At 45.5% G+C, this 21,524-nt stretch carries 20 protein-coding genes and 1 tRNA gene; 13 read left to right on the forward strand and 8 right to left on the reverse strand.

Features of this window, described 5'->3' with window-relative positions; genetic code table 11:
• Window positions 1-187 precede the first annotated feature (187 nt).
• Entirely contained in the window at window positions 188-1,222 is a 1,035-nt protein-coding gene (locus tag NSB28_RS20470; protein ID WP_109748430.1) for a LacI family DNA-binding transcriptional regulator, read from the forward strand.
• Between the two features lie 11 nt (window positions 1,223-1,233).
• Here the strand turns inward: NSB28_RS20470 and NSB28_RS20475 are convergent, their stop codons facing one another.
• The 5 genes from NSB28_RS20475 to NSB28_RS20495 all read right to left on the reverse strand — a co-directional run bounded on the left by NSB28_RS20475 (window position 1,234) and on the right by NSB28_RS20495 (window position 5,529).
• On the reverse strand, window positions 1,234-1,896 hold the full coding sequence (locus NSB28_RS20475) for a GNAT family N-acetyltransferase (RefSeq protein ID WP_109748429.1): 663 nt from the start codon (window positions 1,894-1,896) through the stop codon (window positions 1,234-1,236).
• Window positions 1,897-1,941: 45 nt separating this feature from the next.
• Complete coding sequence (locus NSB28_RS20480; protein ID WP_109748494.1) at window positions 1,942-2,826, reverse strand: sensor histidine kinase; 885 nt, start codon at window positions 2,824-2,826, stop codon at window positions 1,942-1,944.
• Between the two features lie 67 nt (window positions 2,827-2,893).
• The gene (locus NSB28_RS20485; protein ID WP_109748428.1) at window positions 2,894-3,724 is read right to left on the reverse strand and encodes an ABC transporter permease; all 831 of its coding nucleotides are present in this window, start codon (window positions 3,722-3,724) and stop codon (window positions 2,894-2,896) included.
• Window positions 3,717-4,631: an ATP-binding cassette domain-containing protein gene (locus NSB28_RS20490; protein ID WP_109748427.1), complete on the reverse strand. Its 915-nt coding sequence runs from the start codon at window positions 4,629-4,631 to the stop codon at window positions 3,717-3,719. The genes NSB28_RS20485 and NSB28_RS20490 overlap by 8 nt, the downstream gene beginning before the upstream one ends.
• Window positions 4,632-4,869: 238 nt before the next feature.
• A complete protein-coding gene (locus NSB28_RS20495) occupies window positions 4,870-5,529 on the reverse strand; it encodes a response regulator transcription factor (protein WP_109748426.1) in 660 nt (219 codons plus the stop codon).
• A gap of 187 nt (window positions 5,530-5,716) precedes the next feature.
• Here NSB28_RS20495 and NSB28_RS20500 point away from each other — a divergent pair, with 187 nt between their 5' ends.
• Window positions 5,717-6,337 (forward strand): hypothetical protein, encoded by a 621-nt coding sequence (locus NSB28_RS20500; RefSeq protein ID WP_109748425.1) that lies wholly within the window; start codon window positions 5,717-5,719, stop codon window positions 6,335-6,337.
• A gap of 182 nt (window positions 6,338-6,519) precedes the next feature.
• Here the strand turns inward: NSB28_RS20500 and NSB28_RS20505 are convergent.
• Window positions 6,520-6,592: transfer RNA gene (locus NSB28_RS20505), tRNA-Lys, on the reverse strand.
• Window positions 6,593-6,876: 284 nt separating this feature from the next.
• Between NSB28_RS20505 and NSB28_RS20510 the strand changes: the two genes are divergently transcribed.
• On the forward strand, window positions 6,877-8,241 hold the full coding sequence (locus tag NSB28_RS20510) for an AI-2E family transporter (protein WP_257497548.1): 1,365 nt from the start codon (window positions 6,877-6,879) through the stop codon (window positions 8,239-8,241).
• Window positions 8,242-8,394: 153 nt separating this feature from the next.
• On the opposite strand, the gene NSB28_RS20515 is transcribed toward NSB28_RS20510, so the two are convergent.
• Both NSB28_RS20515 and trmB read right to left on the reverse strand, forming a co-directional pair.
• Entirely contained in the window at window positions 8,395-8,544 is a 150-nt protein-coding gene (locus NSB28_RS20515; RefSeq protein WP_187374413.1) for a hypothetical protein, read from the reverse strand.
• Between the two features lie 92 nt (window positions 8,545-8,636).
• Entirely contained in the window at window positions 8,637-9,311 is a 675-nt protein-coding gene (trmB, locus tag NSB28_RS20520) for a tRNA (guanosine(46)-N7)-methyltransferase TrmB (RefSeq protein ID WP_109748423.1), read from the reverse strand.
• A gap of 210 nt (window positions 9,312-9,521) precedes the next feature.
• Between trmB and NSB28_RS20525 the strand changes: the two genes are divergently transcribed.
• The 10 genes from NSB28_RS20525 to NSB28_RS20570 all read left to right on the forward strand — a co-directional run bounded on the left by NSB28_RS20525 (window position 9,522) and on the right by NSB28_RS20570 (window position 21,042).
• Window positions 9,522-9,833 carry a hypothetical protein gene (locus tag NSB28_RS20525; protein WP_109748422.1) on the forward strand — a complete coding sequence of 104 codons (312 nt, stop codon included), beginning with the start codon at window positions 9,522-9,524 and terminating at the stop codon, window positions 9,831-9,833.
• Window positions 9,834-9,837: 4 nt separating this feature from the next.
• Window positions 9,838-10,875: a V0D/AC39 family V-type ATPase subunit gene (locus tag NSB28_RS20530; protein WP_109748421.1), complete on the forward strand. Its 1,038-nt coding sequence runs from the start codon at window positions 9,838-9,840 to the stop codon at window positions 10,873-10,875.
• Between the two features lie 17 nt (window positions 10,876-10,892).
• On the forward strand, window positions 10,893-12,833 hold the full coding sequence (locus tag NSB28_RS20535) for a V-type ATP synthase subunit I (protein ID WP_109748420.1): 1,941 nt from the start codon (window positions 10,893-10,895) through the stop codon (window positions 12,831-12,833).
• Window positions 12,834-12,894: 61 nt separating this feature from the next.
• On the forward strand, window positions 12,895-13,335 hold the full coding sequence (locus NSB28_RS20540) for an ATP synthase subunit C (protein WP_109748419.1): 441 nt from the start codon (window positions 12,895-12,897) through the stop codon (window positions 13,333-13,335).
• Between the two features lie 6 nt (window positions 13,336-13,341).
• Window positions 13,342-13,650 carry a V-type ATP synthase subunit F gene (locus NSB28_RS20545; protein ID WP_109748418.1) on the forward strand — a complete coding sequence of 103 codons (309 nt, stop codon included), beginning with the start codon at window positions 13,342-13,344 and terminating at the stop codon, window positions 13,648-13,650.
• Window positions 13,651-13,665: 15 nt separating this feature from the next.
• Entirely contained in the window at window positions 13,666-14,253 is a 588-nt protein-coding gene (locus tag NSB28_RS20550; protein WP_109748417.1) for a V-type ATP synthase subunit E, read from the forward strand.
• On the forward strand, window positions 14,246-16,015 hold the full coding sequence (locus NSB28_RS20555) for a V-type ATP synthase subunit A (RefSeq protein ID WP_109748416.1): 1,770 nt from the start codon (window positions 14,246-14,248) through the stop codon (window positions 16,013-16,015). Before NSB28_RS20550 ends, NSB28_RS20555 begins: the two co-directional genes overlap by 8 nt.
• Before the next feature lie 14 nt (window positions 16,016-16,029).
• Entirely contained in the window at window positions 16,030-17,427 is a 1,398-nt protein-coding gene (locus tag NSB28_RS20560) for a V-type ATP synthase subunit B (protein ID WP_109748415.1), read from the forward strand.
• Complete coding sequence (locus tag NSB28_RS20565) at window positions 17,427-18,044, forward strand: V-type ATP synthase subunit D (protein WP_109748414.1); 618 nt, start codon at window positions 17,427-17,429, stop codon at window positions 18,042-18,044. Before NSB28_RS20560 ends, NSB28_RS20565 begins: the two co-directional genes overlap by 1 nt.
• 190 nt (window positions 18,045-18,234) lie before the next feature.
• Complete coding sequence (locus NSB28_RS20570; RefSeq protein WP_109748413.1) at window positions 18,235-21,042, forward strand: NlpC/P60 family protein; 2,808 nt, start codon at window positions 18,235-18,237, stop codon at window positions 21,040-21,042.
• Window positions 21,043-21,524 lie beyond the last annotated feature (482 nt).

Here is a 21,524-nt window from a genome sequence, read left to right on the forward strand (position 1 = left end):
TGCAAATACGCACGAAAACACCTCGCGGAACAGTGGAAGGCTGAACTGTTACCACACAAAGCACTCTTTTCCAAGAATCATTGACATTTCCAGCATTTCGCATACAATAGAATTTAATATGTTACTGGCCGGAGTGAACAGTAACTTTACTATTACTATGCACATGGCAAGGGGGATTTAAATATTAATGGCAACTTTAAAAGATGTGGCGCAGAAAGCAGGCGTGACTGTGACAACGGTCTCCAGAATGCTGAATAACCGCGTGAACATAAGCGAAAAGACACGAAAAAAGATCATGGATGCCATGAAGGAACTGGATTACCAGCCAAATGAACTTGCGCAGTCCCTGACTAAAAAAAGAAGCAATTTTATAGGCCTGATCGTTCCCTCTGCTAAAAATTTCTTTTTTTCCCAGGTGATAGAGTACACGGAACAGGCTGTGGTGGCAAACGGCTACAAGCTGCTGCTCTGTGTATCCAACCTGCAGCTTGAAAAAGAACTGGAATATTTCGGAATGCTCAAGGCGAACAAAGTAGCGGGAGTCATTATCGCCAGCCATACCCAGAACCTCCGGGATTATCTCAGCTTTGATGCCCCGGTCGTTACTATAGACAGAATCATATCCCCTGACATCCCCTCTATCTGTTCTGACAATTACCACGGGGGAGAACTGGCAGCTGAACATCTCCTGGGCTGTGGATGCACAAGTTTAGTATATCTTAGCGGAAGCGCCGGACTGGATATGGATGCCAACAAGCGTTTCCTGGGATTCAGGGATACATGCGAAAAAGCAGGGATGGAATCCCCGCTTTTTATAGATGCTTCTGAAGAGTCTTTTATCTCCATGCACTATGAAGCAATGATTGAAGAGCTTTTTTATGATCATCCCGGCATTGACGGCGTATTCACTTCCAATGATATCATGGCTGCACAGCTTGTCCAGTATCTGTCCGCACAGGGAAAACGCGTGCCGGAGGATGTAAAAGTAATTGGATACGATGACACAGACCTTGCGGCTCTATGCACGCCTCCCCTCACCACCATCCATCAGCCTGTTAAGGAAATCTGCAGTGCGGCAGTAGATTATATCACAGACGCTTTAAATGCTGCAGACACCGCCAAAGCTTCAAGGAGCGCTCATGGACCTGCCTCTGGCGGGAGAACCATGCTGCCGCAGTCTGTCATGTTCCCGGTCAGCCTTATCAAACGCGGGACCGCGTAGACTGCTGACTGCTATGCCTCCCTTGGACGTCTCATTGCCGCCACCTCCCGGAAGCGCTTCTGAGAAGGCAAGCCTGACATTTTTTCCCTGTGAGGAAAGCTTTTATCAAATTCTGCGGAATCTTTTTCATCTATTTCAAAGACAGAATCTTCGGCAAAGCTGCCCGCACATCCTTCAAGCGCTCCTTTCACCAGCTCTCTTGCCTGGAGAGCTGCCGCATACATGCCATCCGGAGTACAGATTCCAAACCTCTCGGCCGGAACAAAACCCGCCCTTTTGTAAAATTCCGGATCCCCGTAAATCAGCACAGCCTTGTAGCCTAATTTGCGCGCTTTGCTGCAGGAGTGTTCAATCAACATAGTACCGATACCCTTCCCCTGACAGGACGGGAGGACGGAAACCGGCCCAAAACAGAGAACCGGATACACATTTCCGTCATTTCCCAGTATCTTTGCCCTTGTATACATGATATTCCCCACTATCTTACCCTCTGCCTCTGCCACAATTGCCAATTCCTTAACAAAACTGGCAGATCCTCTCATGACATGCACAAGATAATGCTCATCACATCCTTCAGAATAATGATTCCAGAAGGCCTCTCTTGTCACTTCCTCAACCTTCCTGTAATCTTCAGCTTTCTCTTCTCTTAGATTTATATCATTCGCTGCTGTCATCTTAGCCCCTTTTCCTTTCTACAGTCTATTTACATTATATTCCTTTTACAGCTGAACTGTAATATACAGCGTCTCCTTCTTATAGTCGGCATGTATGCTTCCCCCGGCCTGTTCTGTCAGTGACCTGGCGATAGACAGGCCAAGTCCTGTGGATCCGCGCCCCGTCTCTACTGTAAAGAAACGGTCAAACAGCCTGCCTACTGCAATCTGGTCAAGCCCTTTGGCCCTGTTGGAAAATACCACTGTCCCATCCTTATCCAGGACAATACTCAGGTCACCGTCGCTGTACTTTACCGCATTGCTGATGATATTTCCAAATATCCGGGATACTGTATTTTTATTAAGGCAGCGCCTGACCTTTTCCTCAGTCATGGTAATCAGGGGGATGATCCCTTTTTCCTTCAAAACTGCATAACAGGCTGCGACACTTTCCTCCAGCAGAGAATTTACTACGATATCCTCCTTCTCCTGTTCCTCTCCTGATGAAATTATAATGGAGTACTGAAACAATTCCTCTGTCAGCTGTTTTAATGCAGAAGCTCTGTTTCTGATGATCAGAAGATATCTCCGGGCATTCTCAGTCATTTCCTCTCCCTCAAGCATATCCAGATAACCGCAGATAGCCGTCAGCGGAGTCCTCAGATCATGTGAAATATTTGTAACTGCTTCCTTCAATTCATTATCCCCCTGGATATACCTGTGGCTCTGTCTGCGCAGAGTTTTCAGCTGCTCATTGATTAAGGAAGCCAGGTATTTTATAGTCTTATCATTACATGATACATCGATAAGCGTATTTGTATCTGTCTTCAGCCTGTCGGCAAAACTATCGCCTATCTCCCGCACTGACCTGCGTATCAGATACAGCCGGACCAAAAGGCCAAAAACAGCTGCCAGCAGGACGGTACACAGTATACCCAGGTAAATCTCCATAAAATCCTCCCTTACAAGCCGCAGTGCGCGGCCAGACATATGCCGCACTGCTTTTTAACTTACAGTATTACTTAAGGTCTTTCCTGATAAATCCAGACAGCCCCGCTGCATTGGCAGCAATGATCACTCCGGCAGAGTATAGAGGAAGTGTCCAGTTCAGCTCTGCATATTCGCTTGAAAGCTGAAGGCTCTGTCCGGACGGGAAAAGATTTACAAAAACCTGGCAGATAACCCTGGCCATTCCACCGATATAGAATGGATTTGGCCCTGTCTCCACTGTAAACTGTCCGTCCACCAGACTGTATAAATCCGTGATCTCAGGCTCCGCCAGCCTTGCTATCATGTAGGCGGCAGCAAACATTACCGCAATTGCCAGGATAAGGCTGAGCACAGAGGATGACGTCTTGTTAGTCAGAAGCATGGCGAGCATATTAAACAGCGCTGCATACGATACCATTATAAGCACTCCCGTGATGATGATCTGGATGAGCATTCCTGCAGGCATTGCAAATCCTCCGAATAAGGGGATCCCAACTGCGCATATGCTTGCTGTACAGACTACATTCAGAAAAATACCCGCTGCTGCGCATGTAATAAAATTGGAAGCGTATATCTCGAAACGCGTCCTCCCTACTACGAGTTTATTTCTGACTGTCCCGTCACTGTATTCTGTGCCGATAAACATGCTGCATAAGACCGCCATGACGATACCCGGCACAGCTGCCTGCCCGCCGAGCCCGTATACGTACAGGAAAAGTCCGTCAAACTTGATGCCGCTGCCTCTTGAGTAAGCCCAAATACACACTCCTGCTGCATATATTACCATAAACACAACTGTTATCCAGAATACTTTCTCCTTTTTGAGCCTTGCAAAGTTGGCATTCAGAAGTTTACTCATCTCTGCCACCTCCCATCAGACTTACATAGTAGCTCTCCAGGCTTTCATCTCGCTCATGGACCGACCTGACCTCACATCCTTCTTTGGACAGCTCCAGCGCCAGGTCTGTGATGCTGACCTTTCCATATATATCCGCCTGAGTGTCAGAGACAACTGTATACTCCATTCCAAGACGTTCCAGGACGCGGGACAGCACAACAGTGCTCGTCACCTCTGCACGCATGCATTTCCTGCAGACCGCCTCCAGCTCTTTTGCACTGATTTCCTTTATGATGCGTCCATTTTCTATAAAGCCGTAGTGGGTAGCCAGACGTGAAAGCTCATCCAGAATATGGCTGGAGATAAGCACAGTTATCTGATACTCCCTGTTCAGCCTCAGTATCAGCTCCCGTATCTCTATAATCCCCTGAGGGTCCAGACCGTTCGCCGGCTCATCCAGCACCAGAAAGTCAGGTGAGCCTGCCAGGGCTACAGCAATGCCAAGGCGCTGGCGCATACCAAGGGAAAAATTTTTTGCCTTTTTATTCCCTGTTCCCGCAAGCCCCACAAGCTCCAGCAGTTCACTTATCCCATCAAAGGACGGAAGCCCCAGTATTCTGTATTGTTCTCTGATATTTTCTTCTGCTGACATTTCCAGATAAATAGAAGGCGTCTCAATGACTGCTCCCATCCTTCTCCGTGCCTGTATAATTTCTTTATCAGAATTTTTAACCCCATAAACCTCATATTCTCCGCCCTCAGGCCTCTGCAGCCCGCATATTATCCTGATAAGCGTCGTTTTTCCCGCTCCGTTCTTTCCCACGAATCCGTATATGGCTCCTTTTTCAACGTGCATAGTAAGACCGTCCAGAGCTTTTGAATTCTTATATTTTTTTGTCAATCGGCTGGCCTTTAGAACATATTCCATATCATTTCCTCCTTATTTTGTATATGGCGTAACTATAACATTTATAATAATAGCCCTATAAGGTCAAGAAAGCGGTAAAGGAAAAGGTAAAGAAATAGTTAACTATTCAGCAGGTCTGTGCATTTACTGCACAGAACGTGAGAACATGATTCAAGAGTGCAGAAATCCCATCGTTTCCAACGATTTTAAATGGATTTCTGCATGTAACTGTGAAGGTACTGAACAGTTACAGAAATAGTTAAAGCATCTTAAAACCAATTCCCCAGACTGATTCTATATATTCTTTTTCATCGAGCCGGCGCAGCTTTTTTCTCAGATTACTGATGTGGACTTTCAGGGAGCTTTCCATACAGTCAGGCGTATCTTCACTTATTCTGTCCAATATCTGAGATTTTGTGATTACCTGAGATGGATTCTGCATAAGCAGTTTTAAGATAGCATATTCTGTCTTAGTCAGCCGCACCTTCTTTTCGCCGTTTCCGGCTTCATGGGTCTGCGTGTCCAGGTCCAGTCCCCCAAATGACAGGATCTGATGTCCTTCTTCCTGAATCCTTCCCCTCAGCTGAACAGTGATGCGGGCCAGCAGCTCCCTTGCTTCAAACGGCTTAGTTATATAGTCCGCTGCACCTCCCAGCAGCATACTGACCTTGTCCTGGACATCCGTTTTTGCGCTGAGGATAATGACAGGGATATTCTGTATCTTTGGAAGCACTTCCTCCCCGCCAAGGCCCGGAAGCATCAGATCCAGAAGCACAAGATCCGGCCTCCTGCTCTTTAGCAGCATAAGCGCCTCTGTCCCTGAGTACGCGCGTGTTACACGGTAGCCCTCCCGCAGAAGAAGTTCCTCTAACATATTTCCTATATAGACATCATCATCAATGATCGCAATTTCCTTCATTTTTTACCTCACCTGCATTTATATTGTCTTCATTCCCCTCATTCTATCCAACTGCACAAGAGATTTCAACCGGTGTTTCACATTTACTATGAATGAAACAGATAAAGCTGTTAATTATAATAAGGTATGTTATAATCTGTCACAGAAAGCAGACTAACTTGATAATCACATCTAAGGGGGGATTACAATGAAAAAAGAACTGCCTTACTTTAATATCGAAGAGTGCCGGGGCGGATGCCAGAACTGGTTTTTTGACCCCATGATGAAATTAGGCGGATGTGCTGCGATCGCAGCCTGTGAGACCTGCATTTACCTGTCCCTCTACAAAGGCATAAAAGGCTTATATCCTTTTGATGTACAAAAGCTGAATAAAAAGGATTATCTGCGTTTTTGCAAGGAGATGAAACCATATCTGCGTCCCCGTATCCAGGGAATCGATACACTGGAACTGTTCATGGGCGGATTCAGAGGTTATCTGGATAATTCAGAAATTTCCTGCATATCAATGGAAGGATTTTCAGGAAAACTTCCTGTAAAGCACGCCGAGACAGCTGTCCGCCGCCAGTTAGATGCAGGCCTTCCCATCCCCTTCCTGCTCCTGAACCATAAAAACCGCGCTTTCAGGGATTTTGTCTGGCACTGGTTCATGGTCGCCGGCTACGAGGATTCCGGCAGCGGATTCTATGTCAGGACCATAACCTATGGCAAAGAACTATATCTGTCCCTCTCCGAACTTTGGGATACAGAATATGATAAAAAGGGCGGTATGATCCTCTACAGCTTACATCCCAATCCGCCATCCGGTTAGGCCGCCCAGGATGGCGTGTCTACTACTTATTTATTTCCTTTTTGTTAGTAAATCCTAAAGCCTTTTGCCCCCTGATTTTTGCGGATTTCTCCGCACTTCGTGCTCCCAAAATCCCTAAAAACCTGAATACGCGCAAAAAAACACCGTCCCCACGGCTTAAACCGCAAAAACAGTGCTTCAAATGCGCCTTCAGGGACTCGAACCCTGGACAAATAGATTAAGAGTCTACTGCTCTACCAACTGAGCTAAAGGCGCTTATGCTTTTCCGTTAAGGCTCTTCCTTAACGCAAGAGTTATTATATTATATTCTTTTTTAAATTGCAAGCATTATTTTAAATTTTTTTTCATTTTTTATTATTTTTTTACTGGCCCAGTTTATATAATTATAAGAAATTATTTTATACAACGCCTTGAAACCTGAATCTTTACCCTTTATAATGGGATAAGAACAAAAGTGCGTTTTGCGTACATTTCAGGCTAATATTTAAATAAAAGAGATTTTGTTACAGATTTCATATGTAACTGAAAGGGTCAGGACCATGACTAAATTGTTGAAAAAAAACTTTAACACAAAGAATCCCGGAAAAGGAACGGCTAATCCGGCCGGACAAATACATAAGAAAGCCGGTGATACCACTGCAGCCGCCAAAGAAACCGCTGTAAGCAGCATCTCCACTGAAGATGATAATACCCCCACAGAGACCCCGGATACAGATTCCTATGCACATGAAGTTACTGATGACGGCTTTCCCAGGCGTTTCCTGGCAAACAACAAATATTTTACTATATCTGTCTACGCTCTCTGTGTCGTTTTTTTATCCACGCTTATAATTAAATGTATCATGTCGTGGGAGGAGACTATAGTCACTATTCAGAACATCTTCAATATTCTGATGCCTTTCATTATCGGAGGACTTCTGGCTTTTATACTGAATCCGGCAGTCAACCAGTTAATGAGGTTTTTCAGGAATGTCTGCAAGATAAAGTCAGTCAAGGTACAGCGTATACTCTCTATTGCCACTACCTACCTGCTGTTTTTAGGGCTTATTATCGTCACCCTGTTCGGTGTTATCCCGCAGATCGTTGACAGTATCACTGAGCTGGTGAATTCTATCCCCCAGACATATGACGCTATCTATCACTTTTTTGATAACCTGGAGGAGCATTTCCCTGATCTGGACATTGATGTGGTCCGGGATACTATTAATAATGCCCTGCCCAATATGATCACTTATCTGAAGGATTTCGCTTCAAATATAGTGCCCGCTGTATACTCAGTATCTGTTTCTATCGTGCAGTGGATACTGAATGTCATTATCACACTTATCGTATCAATTTATATGCTTTCAGATAAAAAGCCTTTGCTGAACTCCGTCAGATCTATAATATACGCATTTGTACCAGTTAAAAAGATAGATACTACTATGGAGGTCTTCAGCGAGTGCAACAGGTTATTCAGCAGCTTTATCGTTGGCAAGGCTGTGGACTCACTGATAATCGGACTTTTGTGCTTTCTGTTTATGACCCTGTTCCAGCTGCCGTTCACAGTTCTTATCAGCGTTATCGTCGGGGTTACAAACATGATTCCTTATTTCGGTCCATTTATCGGAGCTGTTCCCGGTATCCTGATAATGCTGATCGTAAGCCCGTTAAAAGCTGTGATCTTCGGAGTTCTCATTCTGGTGCTCCAGCAGTTTGACGGACTTATCCTGGGACCGAAGATCCTGGGTGATTCAACAGGCGTGAAGCCTCTGTGGATCATCTTCGCCATCACGATAGGCGGAAGCATGGCCGGAGTCCTGGGAATGTTCCTGGGCGTTCCTGTCATAGCTGTGCTGCGCTACCTCCTGAACAGGCTGCTGCTGTCAAGGCTGCACAAGCGGAATATAAAATCCGCCGCCTAAAACGCGGCTGTGCATCAATATATGACCAAAAAGCCCTGCAGGCTTCAGCTGTATGACTGCTGAGATCTGCAGGGCTTTTTCTGATTTTTAACGTTTGAATCATTTTCTTTCGGTCTGTGCGGCAAGTGCGCAGACCTGCCAAATAGCTGTCCCTTATTTCTTATCTTCTTTCTTCCTGCCCCCCTGAAGCCCCTTGTTCACCTCATCAAACGATTTTTTCATAATGAGTAGCTTCTCATTCAGCCTGGGATTGTCATAGATCGCCATTCCCAGCTTATCTTTCAGCCCTCTCTTGCTGCTCATAGTCTCCTGCCTCCGCCCGCAGCTGCCAGATACCGGCTTTCCTCATTCTCTCCGGGAAAATACGGTACCTGAACAGATACTTCTTTTTAATACTATATGCCGCATTCTCCCCTTGCGATAATCATTTTACAGATCGGATTGCCCATGGCGGAGAACTTCTCCTCATATTCTGTCATTACGTTGCCCTTTACCATTTCCTCATCGTGGTGCAGATCAAACGTAGATGCCATCAGGTGCCAGCCTGCCGGTTCCACTTCCGCCAGCGAGAAGTCAAAGAGTCCCCTGTTGTCCGTCTTAAATTCAACCGTTCCCTCTTTTGCCAATATCTTGTCATATCTTCCCAGGAACTCTCTGGATGTGAGCCGTCTCCTGGCATGTCTGTCCTTGGGCCAGGGATCTGAGAAGTTCAGATATATCTTATCCACCTCGCCCTCACCGAAGATCTCCGGAAGCTCCCGTGCGTCTATGCACAGGAAGAAAAGATTTTTAAGCACCTCTCCACCGGCAGTCTCCTCATCCTCAAGCTTTTCCACGGCGCGGAGCAGAACACTTGTATACCTTTCTATCCCCACATAATTAATATCCGGGTTGGCTTTTGCAAGTTCTGTGATAAACCTTCCCTTTCCCATGCCAACCTCAATATGTACCGGGTTTGTATTCCCGAAAATTTCTTTTTTCCACAGTCCCTTCGCCATTTTTTCATCGTGGACTACATATTTACTTTTATCAATCACTTCCTGTGATCTCGGAATATTCCTTAACCGCATTGGTTCTCTCCTTTTTTCCCATATTTTTCCCATAATTTAGTCTAATCTATACGAAAAAATTTTTCCGTAACCTAAAGATTTTACCACACTTTTGAAAAATATACAAAATTTAATTCTTTATAAATTATGAATTTGTAAAATTTTCTATGGAATTTTTCTTAAAATAGTGTATGATAAAAGGATAACAATATAGAGTAGGAGGCATGCATTATGGATATGGTTGTTAACCGATTATCCGAGATCGAAGCGCAGGCGGTAAAAATCATTGATGCCGCAGCGCAAGAGAAAAAGGAACTGGATAAGCAGGCCGATGCCAAAATAAAAGAGTTTGACGCTGACGTAGATGCCAAAACAGCCCAGACACTGAACGAGCTGCAGGCTAAGCTGAAGGAAGATATGGCCGTCGAACTCGCCAGATTAAAAGAAGAAACAAAAAATCTGGTCGCCAGTCTGGAAGCAGATTATGACCAAAACCACAAAAAACTAGCTGACAACATATTAAAACAACTGATTGAGGGGTAGGCTTATGGGTAACCTGTTAGCATACAGCGGAACCACAACCAAGATACGCGCAATCCAGAGCCGCTTTTTTACGCAGGACGACTACAGGGAACTGGCCGCACAGAAATCTGTGCCCGACGCCGTTGCTTATATAAAAAAGCATCCCGGCTATCATGAATTGTTTGCTAATATGGACGAGGCAACGCTGCATCGAAACGAAATTGAAAAAATCCTCACAAATGCCGTTTATGTGGATTTCCAGAAAATATACCGGTTTGCCACAATTCACCAGAGGAAATTTCTGGATATGTACTTCAAACGTTACGAGGTGGCAATCCTGAAGCGGTGTATGAGAATGGTCTTTGACCACCGCGATTTTAAACTGGACCTGAGCCTTTTCTATGATTTCTTTGAGAAACACTCAGATCTGGACCTGAATAAGCTGTCCAATTCCCGTACTATAGAGGAGCTTGTTGCAAATCTGAAGGGCAGTATTTATTATGAACGCCTGAACAGGCTTTCAAATATTGAGCATCCTACTTTATTTGACTATGAGATGGCCCTGGATATCTATTATTTCACATGGCTTTGGAAAAATAAAGATAAAGCTCTGAAAAAGGATGCCTTGCGCAGCTTTATGGATGCATACGGCGTAAAAATGGATCTTCTGAATATACGCTGGATCTATCGCTGTAAAAAATATTATCATATGACTAACGCAGAAATCTATGCATTATTGATTCCGGTACAATATCATTTAAAAAAGACTGATATTCGTGACATGGTGGAAGCGCCTACGCTTGATGAGTTTGAAGCTGTTGTTAAAAAGGGGTATTATGCCAAACACTATCCGCAGTTTATGGATACTCCGCTGGACTCTGCATATAACAATATCAGGGACTTCGTTCAGCACAAAAACGCTTCACAGAATCCTTATTCTGTCGCTACGATCATCGCATTTCTTTATTCTAAGGAACATGAGATCAGCAAGCTGACCATCGCGCTGGAATGCATCCGCTACGGCTTAAGCCCCAGTGAGACGCTGGAATACATTACGCATTAGACAGGGGGGGAACTTTTTTGATTGTTAAAATGAAATTTTTAAGTATTACGGGACCTCAGGCCGATATCGACCGTGTGGTAAACCAATACTTATCAAAGTACGAGATTCACCTCGAGAATGCTCTGTCTGAGCTGAAGACGGTGGAACAGCTGACACCCTTTATGGAGATCAACCCATACAGGGAATGGCTGACTAAGGCAAATGAATTTGCGGAATCTGTGGCTGATCCCTCTTTTTCTTCTGAAAAAGAGATGTCACTTGATAAATCCATCGACCTGATAAGGGGATTGGATGAAAAGATACGTGATATCCGCACGAAGCGGAATATCTATGAAGAAAAACGCGAGGCTCTGCGCTCTTCATACAAAACTATTGAGCCATTCCTGGAATTTGATTACAGTATCCACGCTGTTTTAGAATTCCGGTTCATTAAATACCGGTTTGGGAAGATCTCCCATGAATATTATGATAAATTAGCAAAATATGTCTATGATGACCTGGACACCGTATTTTACAGATGCCACAGCGATGAGAATTACGTTTGGGGCATTTATTTTGTGCCCGCATCTCAGGCAAATAAAATTGACGCTGTATATTCTTCCATGCATTTTGAGAGGATCTACATTCCGGATGATTATACCGGCACCCCTCACCAGGCAGCGGCTGAACTGCAGAAAGACATCGATAAGTACACAAACCTGATCCATGAATGCCAGAAGACTATTGACAGTACTCTCGTCTCCCACAAGGAGGAGATAATTACAGCCCGGAAAAAACTGGCTTCTCTTTCTACAAACTTTGATGTGCGGCGGCTGGCTGCCTGCACCAGGGCCAAGAATGACCATCAGGTCTTCTATATACTCTGCGGATGGATGACTGAGAACGATGCCATAGCATTCGAGAAGGATGTGGCAAATGACACCAACCTGTACTGTATACTGGAAGATGACAATAACAACGTGGTCCATCAGCCGCCTACAAAGCTGAAGAACCCTAGGCTGTTCAAGCCCTTTGAGATGTTTGTCAGAATGTACGGCCTGCCTGCCTACAATGAGATCGATCCCACTGTTTTTGTGGGTATCACATATGCCTTTATTTTCGGGGCCATGTTCGGAGATGCGGGACAGGGGCTGTGCCTGCTCATAGGCGGGTATCTGCTCTATCACTTTAAGAAGCTGGATCTGGCTGCGATCGTTTCCTGTGCAGGATTTTTCTCCACCATCTTCGGACTTCTCTTCGGAAGCTTCTTTGGCTTCGAAGACCTGATACCTGCCCTGTGGCTCAGGCCCGTAGACAGTATGACCACTGTTCCGTTTATAGGCAAGCTGAATACGGTATTCATCATCGCTATCGGCTTCGGTATGCTCCTTATCCTTGTGACTATGGTATTCCATATCATTAACGGCATGAAAGCCCATGATCCGGAAAATACCTGGTTTGATACAAACGGACTGGCCGGACTTGTATTCTACGGAGCAATCGTGCTGATACTTGTGCTCTTCATGACAGGTCACACTCTTCCTGCCGGAATAGTGATTGCCCTGATGTTTGTAATACCGCTTGTCCTGATCGCTTTAAAGGAGCCGCTCTCCAAGCTTGTCCAGAAAAGAGCGGATTTTATGCCAAAAGAAAAAGGCATGTTTATTGTCCAGACAGTATTTGAGATGTTTGAAGTTCTTTTAAGCTACTTCTCCAACACTCTTTCCTTTGTCCGTATCGGCGCTTTTGCAGTCAGCCATGCGGCCATGATGGAGGTAGTGCTGATGCTGGCGGGCGCCGAGGCCGGTACCCCCAACTGGATCGTCATCGTGCTTGGAAACATTTTCGTATGCGGCATGGAAGGCCTGATCGTAGGTATTCAGGTGCTCCGTCTGGAATATTATGAAATGTTCAGCCGATTCTATAAAGGAACAGGCCGCGAATTTAAACCCTTCGCACAGATAAAACACAATAAATAACTTCAGATACAAAAAGGGTTCCTTTTTGATCATATAATTTAATTTAAGAGGAGGATATAATATGTCAACAATAACATCAATCTTATTAGTAGTAGCTTTGGTTCTCAGCATCATCGTACCTTTTGGAGCTTTCTTAATCGGCGAAAAAAACAGAGGTAGATATAAGACTTCATTGGCAGTCAATTGCTTCTTCTTCTTTGGAACATTGATTCTTGCAAATATCATCGCTTTTACAAGCGATTCTACTTCTTTGGCAGCTGGGGAAGCAGCTGCATCAGCAGGAGATCTGTCCACAGGACTTGGTTACCTTGCAGCAGCTTTAGTAACAGGTTTGTCTTGTATCGGCGGCGGTATTGCAGTTGCTAGTGCTGCAAGCGCAGCTCTCGGTGCAATCAGTGAAGACCAGAGTATTCTTGGTAAATCACTTATCTTCGTAGGTCTGGCAGAAGGTGTTGCCCTTTACGGCTTAATCATCTCCTTCATGATCTTAGGTAAGTTATAATCTGCCATGAGGATGTATCTGATCAGTGATAACGTAGATACCTATACCGGAATGAGACTAGCAGGCGTGGAAGGCTGCGTAGTACATGAGAGAGCGGAATTAAGGGAAGAATTGGAAAAAGCCGTGGCGGATAAGACCATTGGGATCATCCTGCTCACGGAAAAATTCGGCCGCGAATTTCCGGAAATCATCGATGATGTCAAGCTGCGCCGTAAGCTTCCGCTGATTATTGAGATTCCAGATAGGCATGGTACGGGGCGTAAGGCAGACTTTATCACGTCATACGTCAATGAAGCAATTGGACTAAAACTGTAAAGAAGGTGAAGATTTTTGACAACTGAAGAAAAGTTAAAACATTTCGAAGAATCTTCCATGGAAAAAGCCCGGGAGCAGAGTGTTCAGATGATAGAAGAACACAAAGCTGCCCTTGAAAAGATTTTTAAAGAACATAAAGCTGCTAAAGAAAGGCAGGCTGCCCTACAGATCAAGACTGAGGCAGACAGCCTGAAGCGCGCAAACAACATGGCCCTATCCAAGGAACAGCTTCAGATTAAACGTGAGATAACAAAAAAACATACAGAGCTGAAAGAAAAGCTGTTTATAGAGGTCCAGACCAATCTGGAAGAATATATGGATACCCCTGCATACGACCAGCTTCTGATCAAACAGATCAACGACATCAAAAAAGTAGCCGGCAATGACCATTATGTAATATATATCGATCCTGCCGACTCCTCTAAACAGCTCAGCTTAAACGCTGCCACTAATGCTCAGGTGGTCATATCTGAGTATTCTTTCATGGGAGGCACAAGAGCTGTCCTGGCAGACAGGCATATCCTGATCGACAACTCCTTCGCGACCAAGCTGGAAGAGGCAAAGTCTGCATTTGTATTCGACGGAGGTATAAACCATGAATAATAGAACTGGTATTATTTACGGCATCAACGGACCTGTCATCTATCTGAAGGGCAATACCGGCTTCAAGATGTCTGAAATGGTTTATGTAGGCAGGGAAAAACTGGTTGGTGAAGTAATCAACCTGGATACTGACACTACTACTGTACAGGTGTACGAAGAGACTTCCGGCCTGAAGCCGGGAGATACGGTCGAGGCCACAGGTGATGCGATCTCTGTAACTCTTGCCCCCGGTATCTTAAACAACATCTTTGACGGTGTGGAAAGACCCTTAAGTGAGATCGCCAAAAGAAGCGGCAAGTATATCAACCGCGGCTTAAGCATTGATTCCCTGGACACTTCAAAGCTCTGGGATGTGCATGTCACAGTAAAACCCGGTGAATATGTGAGCGGCGGTTCCATCATTGCAGAAGTACCCGAGACACCTGCCATACTTCATAAATCCATGGTTCCCCCGAACATGAGAGGCACAATCCTGGAGACGGCTCCAGACGGCCAGTATACGATCAAGGATCCCATTGCCACTCTTCAGCTGGATGACGGAAGCGAAATCAAGCTGACTCTGGCGCAGAAATGGCCTATACGTGTACCCAGGCCTACAGCCGCCCGCTATGCTGCTAAAGAGCCTTTAATAACAGGCCAGCGTATCCTGGATACCCTCTTTCCCATCGCAAAGGGCGGCACTGCCGCCGTACCAGGCGGTTTCGGAACAGGTAAGACAATGACACAGCACCAGATCGCAAAATGGTCCAATGCTGATATTATCATATATATCGGCTGCGGCGAGCGCGGAAATGAAATGACTCAGGTTCTGGAAGAATTCTCAGAGCTTGTGGATCCACGTTCCGGCAATCCTCTGATGGACCGTACAACTCTGATCGCCAATACCTCCAATATGCCTGTGGCAGCCCGTGAGGCTTCTATCTATACAGGACTGACACTGGCTGAATATTACCGTGATATGGGCTACGACGTGGCTATCATGGCAGACTCCACATCCCGTTGGGCCGAAGCTCTCCGTGAGCTTTCCGGGCGTCTTGAAGAGATGCCGGCGGAAGAAGGTTTCCCGGCTTATCTGGCCAGCAGGCTGTCGGCTTTTTACGAGAGGTCCGGCATGATGCAGAATCTGAACGGTTCAGAAGGCAGCGTCTCCATCATCGGAGCCGTATCTCCTCAGGGAGGTGACTTCTCTGAACCTGTCACACAGAATACAAAACGTTTTGTCAGGTGCTTCTGGGGGCTTGACAAAAGCCTGGCGTATGCAAGGCATTTCCCCGCAATACACTGGCTTACCAGCTACAGTGAGTATCTGAATGATCTTGCGCCCTGGTATAAGGACAATGTGGCTCCAAACTTTGTGGATTACCGCAACCAGCTGATGGCGCTCCTGAACCAGGAGAGCAGCCTTATGGAGATCGTCAAGCTTATCGGAAACGATGTGCTTCCTGATGACCAGAAGCTGACTCTTGAAATCGCAAGAGTCATCCGCCTGGGTTTCCTGCAGCAGAATGCGTTCCACAAGGAAGATACCTGTGTGCCTATGGTGAAGCAGTATAAAATGATGGAGATCATCCTGTATCTGTATGATAAGGCAAAAGCGCTTGTCACAATGGGAATGCCCATGTCAATCCTGAAGGAAAGCAATATTTTCGACAGAATTATTTCTATTAAATATGATGTCCCCAACGACCGCATGGAAATGTTTGATGAATACCACAAGGCGGTGGATGATTTCTATGATGAAGTATTAGCAAAAAATGCATAAGGAGGTTGTAATTCATGTCAATAGAATATTTAGGACTCAGTAAGATTAACGGCCCCCTTGTCGTTCTGGAAGGCGTTCAGGGCGCTTCCTTTGATGAAATCGTAGAAATAACGGTAGAGGGCAGCCAGAAGAAGCTGGGCCGTATCGTTGAACTCTATGAGGACAGAGCAGTAATTCAGGTATTTGAAGGCAATGAGGGAATGTCCCTTAAAAATACACATACAAAACTGACCGGCCACCCCATGGAAGTGTCACTGTCCCCGGAAATCCTGGGACGCACCTTTAACGGAATCGGCCAGCCCATCGACGATCTGGGCGAGATCAGCCCGGAAGTAAAGCTGGATATAAACGGGCTTCCGCTCAACCCGGTGACCCGGGAATATCCCAGGAATTATATCAGAACAGGTATATCAGCCATCGATGGGCTTACTACTCTGATCCGCGGACAGAAGCTTCCTATCTTTTCCGGAAACGGACTTCCCCACGACAGACTGGCTGCACAGATTGTAAAACAGGCGTCACTGGGGGATAACTCAGATGAGAAATTCGCTATCGTATTTGCAGCCATGGGCGTAAAATATGACGTAGCTGAATTCTTCCGCAAGACATTTGAAGAAAGCGGTGTTTCTGACCACGTTGTAATGTACTTAAACCTGGCTAATGACCCTGTCGTAGAGCGTCTTATCACACCGAAGGTGGCGCTGACAGCCGCCGAATATCTGGCATTTGAAAAGGGTATGCACATCCTGGTCATCCTTACAGATATGACCTCGTTCTGCGAGGCTATGCGTGAGGTATCCTCCTCCAAGGGAGAGATCCCCAGCCGTAAAGGTTATCCTGGATACTTATACAGTGAGCTGGCCACGATCTATGAACGCGCCGGCATTGTAGAGGGCATTAACGGCTCTGTGACGCAGATACCGATCCTGACCATGCCGAATGATGATATCACCCACCCGATCCCTGACCTTACAGGATATATCACCGAAGGCCAGATCGTTCTGGAACGTCAGCTGCACGGCCAGGCCATTTATCCGCCTATTAACGTGCTGCCGTCTCTATCCCGTCTAATGAAGGACGGCATAGGTGCCGGTTACACGCGTGAGGACCATCAGGACGTGGCTAACCAGCTGTTCTCCTGTTATGCCAAGGTGGGAGATGCCAGATCGCTTGCTTCTGTCATCGGCGAAGATGAATTGTCACCCCTTGACAAGATATATCTGCAGTTCGGTAAAGCTTTTGAGACACATTTTGTGGGGCAGGGTGAGAATGAAAACCGTACCATAGAGGACACCCTTGATCTGGGCTGGGAGCTTTTAGGCATGCTTCCCCGTGAAGAGCTTGACCGTATCGATACAAAGATACTGGATAAATACTATAAACCTGCTGATAAGGAAGCAGAGGTGATTTAATGGATCCGAATACATTTCCTACAAAAGGTAACCTGATATTAGCTAAAAACTCACTGGCCCTGGCCAAACAAGGCTTTGAGCTGATGGATAAAAAGCGTAATATCCTGATCCGGGAAATGATGGGCCTCATTGACCAGGCCAGTGAGATCCAGTCGCAGATCGATGAGACTTTCCGCACCGCATACGCTGCCCTCCAGAAGGCTAATATTGAGATGGGCATCAATTATGTGCAGGAGATCTCATTCTCCGTACCTGTAGAGAATTCTATCAAAATCAAGACAAGAAGCATCATGGGGACAGAGATCCCCCTGGTCCAGTATGATCCGATCGTCTCCGTCCCTACTTATGCGTTTTACTCCACCAGGAAGTCCCTGGATGAAGCTAAAGTTGCTTTTGAGAAGGTGAAGGATCTGACCATCCGCCTGTCCATGATAGAAAACTCAGCGTACCGCCTGGCTACAAATATCAAAAAGACCCAGAAACGCGCCAATGCCCTGAAGAATATCACAATCCCCACATACCAGGCATTATCTACAAATATCCAGAATGCACTGGAAGAAAAGGAACGTGAAGAATTTACCCGTCTGAAGGTCATCAAACGGCGCAAAACCGGTTAAGAAAATCTTAAAAAGTATCGCCCAGATTTATGCAGAAGTGCATAAATCTGGGCTTTTCTATTGACTTTTTCCTTGAAATCCTGTACTATTTTAACTAAGCTGTAATAATTCCGTAAAGATTTATTACACATTTGAAATAATTTAGGGAAGAAACCATTAAAATGTCATTATTAGCAGAAGGAGCAATGTTATGAAAAGAAACAAACTGCTGCTATTTTCCTTAATAGGCATGATAGCCTTTACAGGGCCGTCGCTGGACGCAGATGCCGCCTGGGAGTCAAACGACAAGGGTACCTGGTACTCTACGGATGACGGCGGATTTCTGACAGGCCAGCAGTCTATAGATGATAAGCAGTACTATTTCGATGAAAACGGCTGGATGAAGACGGGCTGGCAGCAGGCCGGAGGCTTATGGTACTATTACAATCCGGACGGCACCATGGCAAAGGGACCTTTGGATTTAGAAGGCAAATCCTATTTCCTGGACTACAATACAGGAGTCATGGCCATAGGCTGGAACAATATCGATAATCAATGGTATTATTTTACCTCTTCCGGCGTCAAGCTCTTCGGATGGCAGAAGATCGGAGCCAGCTGGTACTATCTGGACACTGTAACGGGGGCCATGGCCACAGATCAGTGGGTTGGTGACTGCTATGTATACCCAGACGGAAAGATGGCTGCAAATACGGTTGTAAACGGCATAGCAGTGGATGCCAATGGGCACAAGATCGTCAATAAGGGCTGGATCAAGACTGGAAACAAGTGGTATTATTACGATGCTTCCGGCAATATGTCTTTTGGCTTCACAAATGTCAATAACAAAACATACTATCTGGACCCGGCAACAGGGATAATGGCTGCAGGCTGGAAACAGATCGACGGCACCTGGTACTATTTTAATTCTTCCGGTGCCATGAAGACAGGATGGGCAAAGCTGGGAGGCAAATGGTATTACTTAAATCCCGGTTCAGGCGCCATGGCCACAGGTTTTACTGTAGTTGGCGGCAAGACATACTATCTGGAACCGTCTGGGGGAGCCATGGCCACAGGCTGGAAACTCATAGAAGGAAACTGGTACTACTTTAACAGTTCAGGCGCCATGCAGACGAAATGGGTCAGATCAGGGGCTTCCTGGTATTATATGGATCCGTCTACTGGCATTATGCTAAAGAACCAGTGGATAGATGACTATTACGTGACCGACAGCGGAAAAATGGCTGTAAACACTACTGTAGACGGTTACCCTGTAGATAAAAACGGGAAAAAGATCGTCAAAAAAGGCTGGGTAAGGACTGACAGCAAATGGTATTATTACAACGATGACAGCACTATGGCAAAAGGGTTTGTGAACGTCAAAAACAAGACTTATTATCTGGACCCTGAGACAGGCGTAATGGCCACGGGATGGAAACTGATCGATAACAAATGGTACTATTTCAACGGCTCAGGCGCTATGCAGACAGGCTGGCTCAAGACGGGAAATAAATGGTACTATTTAAATCCTGCTGACGGTGTCATGGCCACTGGTTTTACAGTGGTAGGCAGTAAAACTTATTATCTGGCTCCTTCCAATGGAGTAATGAAGACAGGATGGCAGCAGATCGAAGGAAAATGGTACCGCTTTAACGAGAGCGGGGCCATGATCACAGGATGGACCAAGAGCGGTTCTGCCTGGTACTACATGGACGATAGTACAGGCGTCATGCTCACAAACCAGTGGGCAGGGGATTACTACGTAAATGATTCCGGCAAGATGGCCGTAAATACTGTAGTTGATGGCATACCTCTGGATGGCAGCGGCAAGAAGGTTGTAAAGACAGGCTGGGTAAACGCAGATAATAAGTGGTATTATTACGATAATAACCAGATCATGAAGGGCTGGGTGACAGTCAAGGGCAAGAATTATTATCTTGACCCTGAATCAGGCGTCATGTACACAGGCTGGCAGGTGATCGACGGCAAGGATTACAGGTTTAACGCCAGCGGCGCTATGATCACAGGATGGTCCAGGAGCGGCAGCAAGTGGTACTATCTGGATTCCGGAACTGGTGTTATGGTTACAGATAAGTGGGTTGGAAACTATTATCTCGGCCCGGATGGAGTGATGGTCACAGACAGCTGGGTGAATGGCGAGTACTATGTGGATGCCAACGGTAAATACACTGGTGAAAAAAAACTGAAGGGCTGGAATAAATCAGGTGATAAATGGTACTTCTATAATGATAATTTTGAAATGATGCATGATACATGGATCCATCCTGACGGCAACTGGTATTATCTCAAGAGTGACGGAGCAAAGGCCGTTAACATGAGGATCGGTGAATACTATGTTGATAACGAAGGAATCCGTGTCTGCAACCAGCTTGTTAAGATAGGCAGCTTCTCCTACCTGTTTAACAGCGTAGGGCTTCCAATGAAGGGCCTTCAGTACTTTGAGGGAAATACCTATTACTTTAACGATCTCGGCCAGATGCAGCTGGAATTTCAATATGTAAATGGTATTGTCTACTATTTTGATCCTGCACTTGGCGGTGCGATGCTGAAATCTACTACCCGCACCTTCGGAACAACAACGTATACCTTCGATGAACAGGGCCGCGGAAATTCTGAAGTTACCGGAAATGCTTCCCTGGGTATGGAGATTGCAAAATTTGCTGCAAGCTACGAAGGCGGAAAATATGTCTGGGGCGGAAACAGCCTGACTGATGGTGTTGACTGTTCCGGATTTACACAACAGGTAATGCTCCATTTTGGGATAAGCATCCCGCGCGTAGCCGATGCCCAGGCCTGGGAGGGCGGCGGTAAATTTGTTTCTGAAAATGAATTGATGCCCGGAGATCTGATTTTTTATGGTACTCCTATCTATCATGTAGGAATCTATATGGGAAACGGACAGATCATTCACTCTTCCAACAGTAACCCTTATCCACAGGGCGGGATCAAGACAGACCGCTATAATTATACAGGAATTACGGCAATTGTCCGTTACTGGTAAATTTAAAGATTAAAACGCGGGCACGGCTGGCAGTACTTAAATATTTTATACTGTCAGGAAATACTGTTATCTGCCCTCTGACATTAAATAAAAAAGACAGCCCTGTGGGGACCCAGGCTTTTGTAAGAGCCGGAACCCCGCAGGGCTGTCTTTTCTTTCCTGAACTTGCAGCCCCAAATCCCTTCACAAACATAATAATTAAATCCCTGGAATTCCCTATGTTATTAATTCAATACTATTTCCTTATCCTAATTTCTGACAATCCAACTTCCTACTTTATAAAGCAGGTAAATAATATTATTGTCTGATAATATCAAAAATCTTATGCGTTTCCTGACCATTTCAAGACTATTAAAATGTCAAGTAATTCGTCATTTTATTTTTATGTAATTAATCGATTTATGATATGTGTACAAAACACCTGTTTTAAAAAAATACTATGTAAACCGCCCAAATGTGGTTAAATAAATGTGGATAATGTG

Origin of the sequence: Murimonas intestini, assembly GCF_024622195.1 — a bacterium.
Taxonomy (GTDB): Bacteria; Bacillota; Clostridia; order Lachnospirales; family Lachnospiraceae; genus Murimonas; species Murimonas intestini.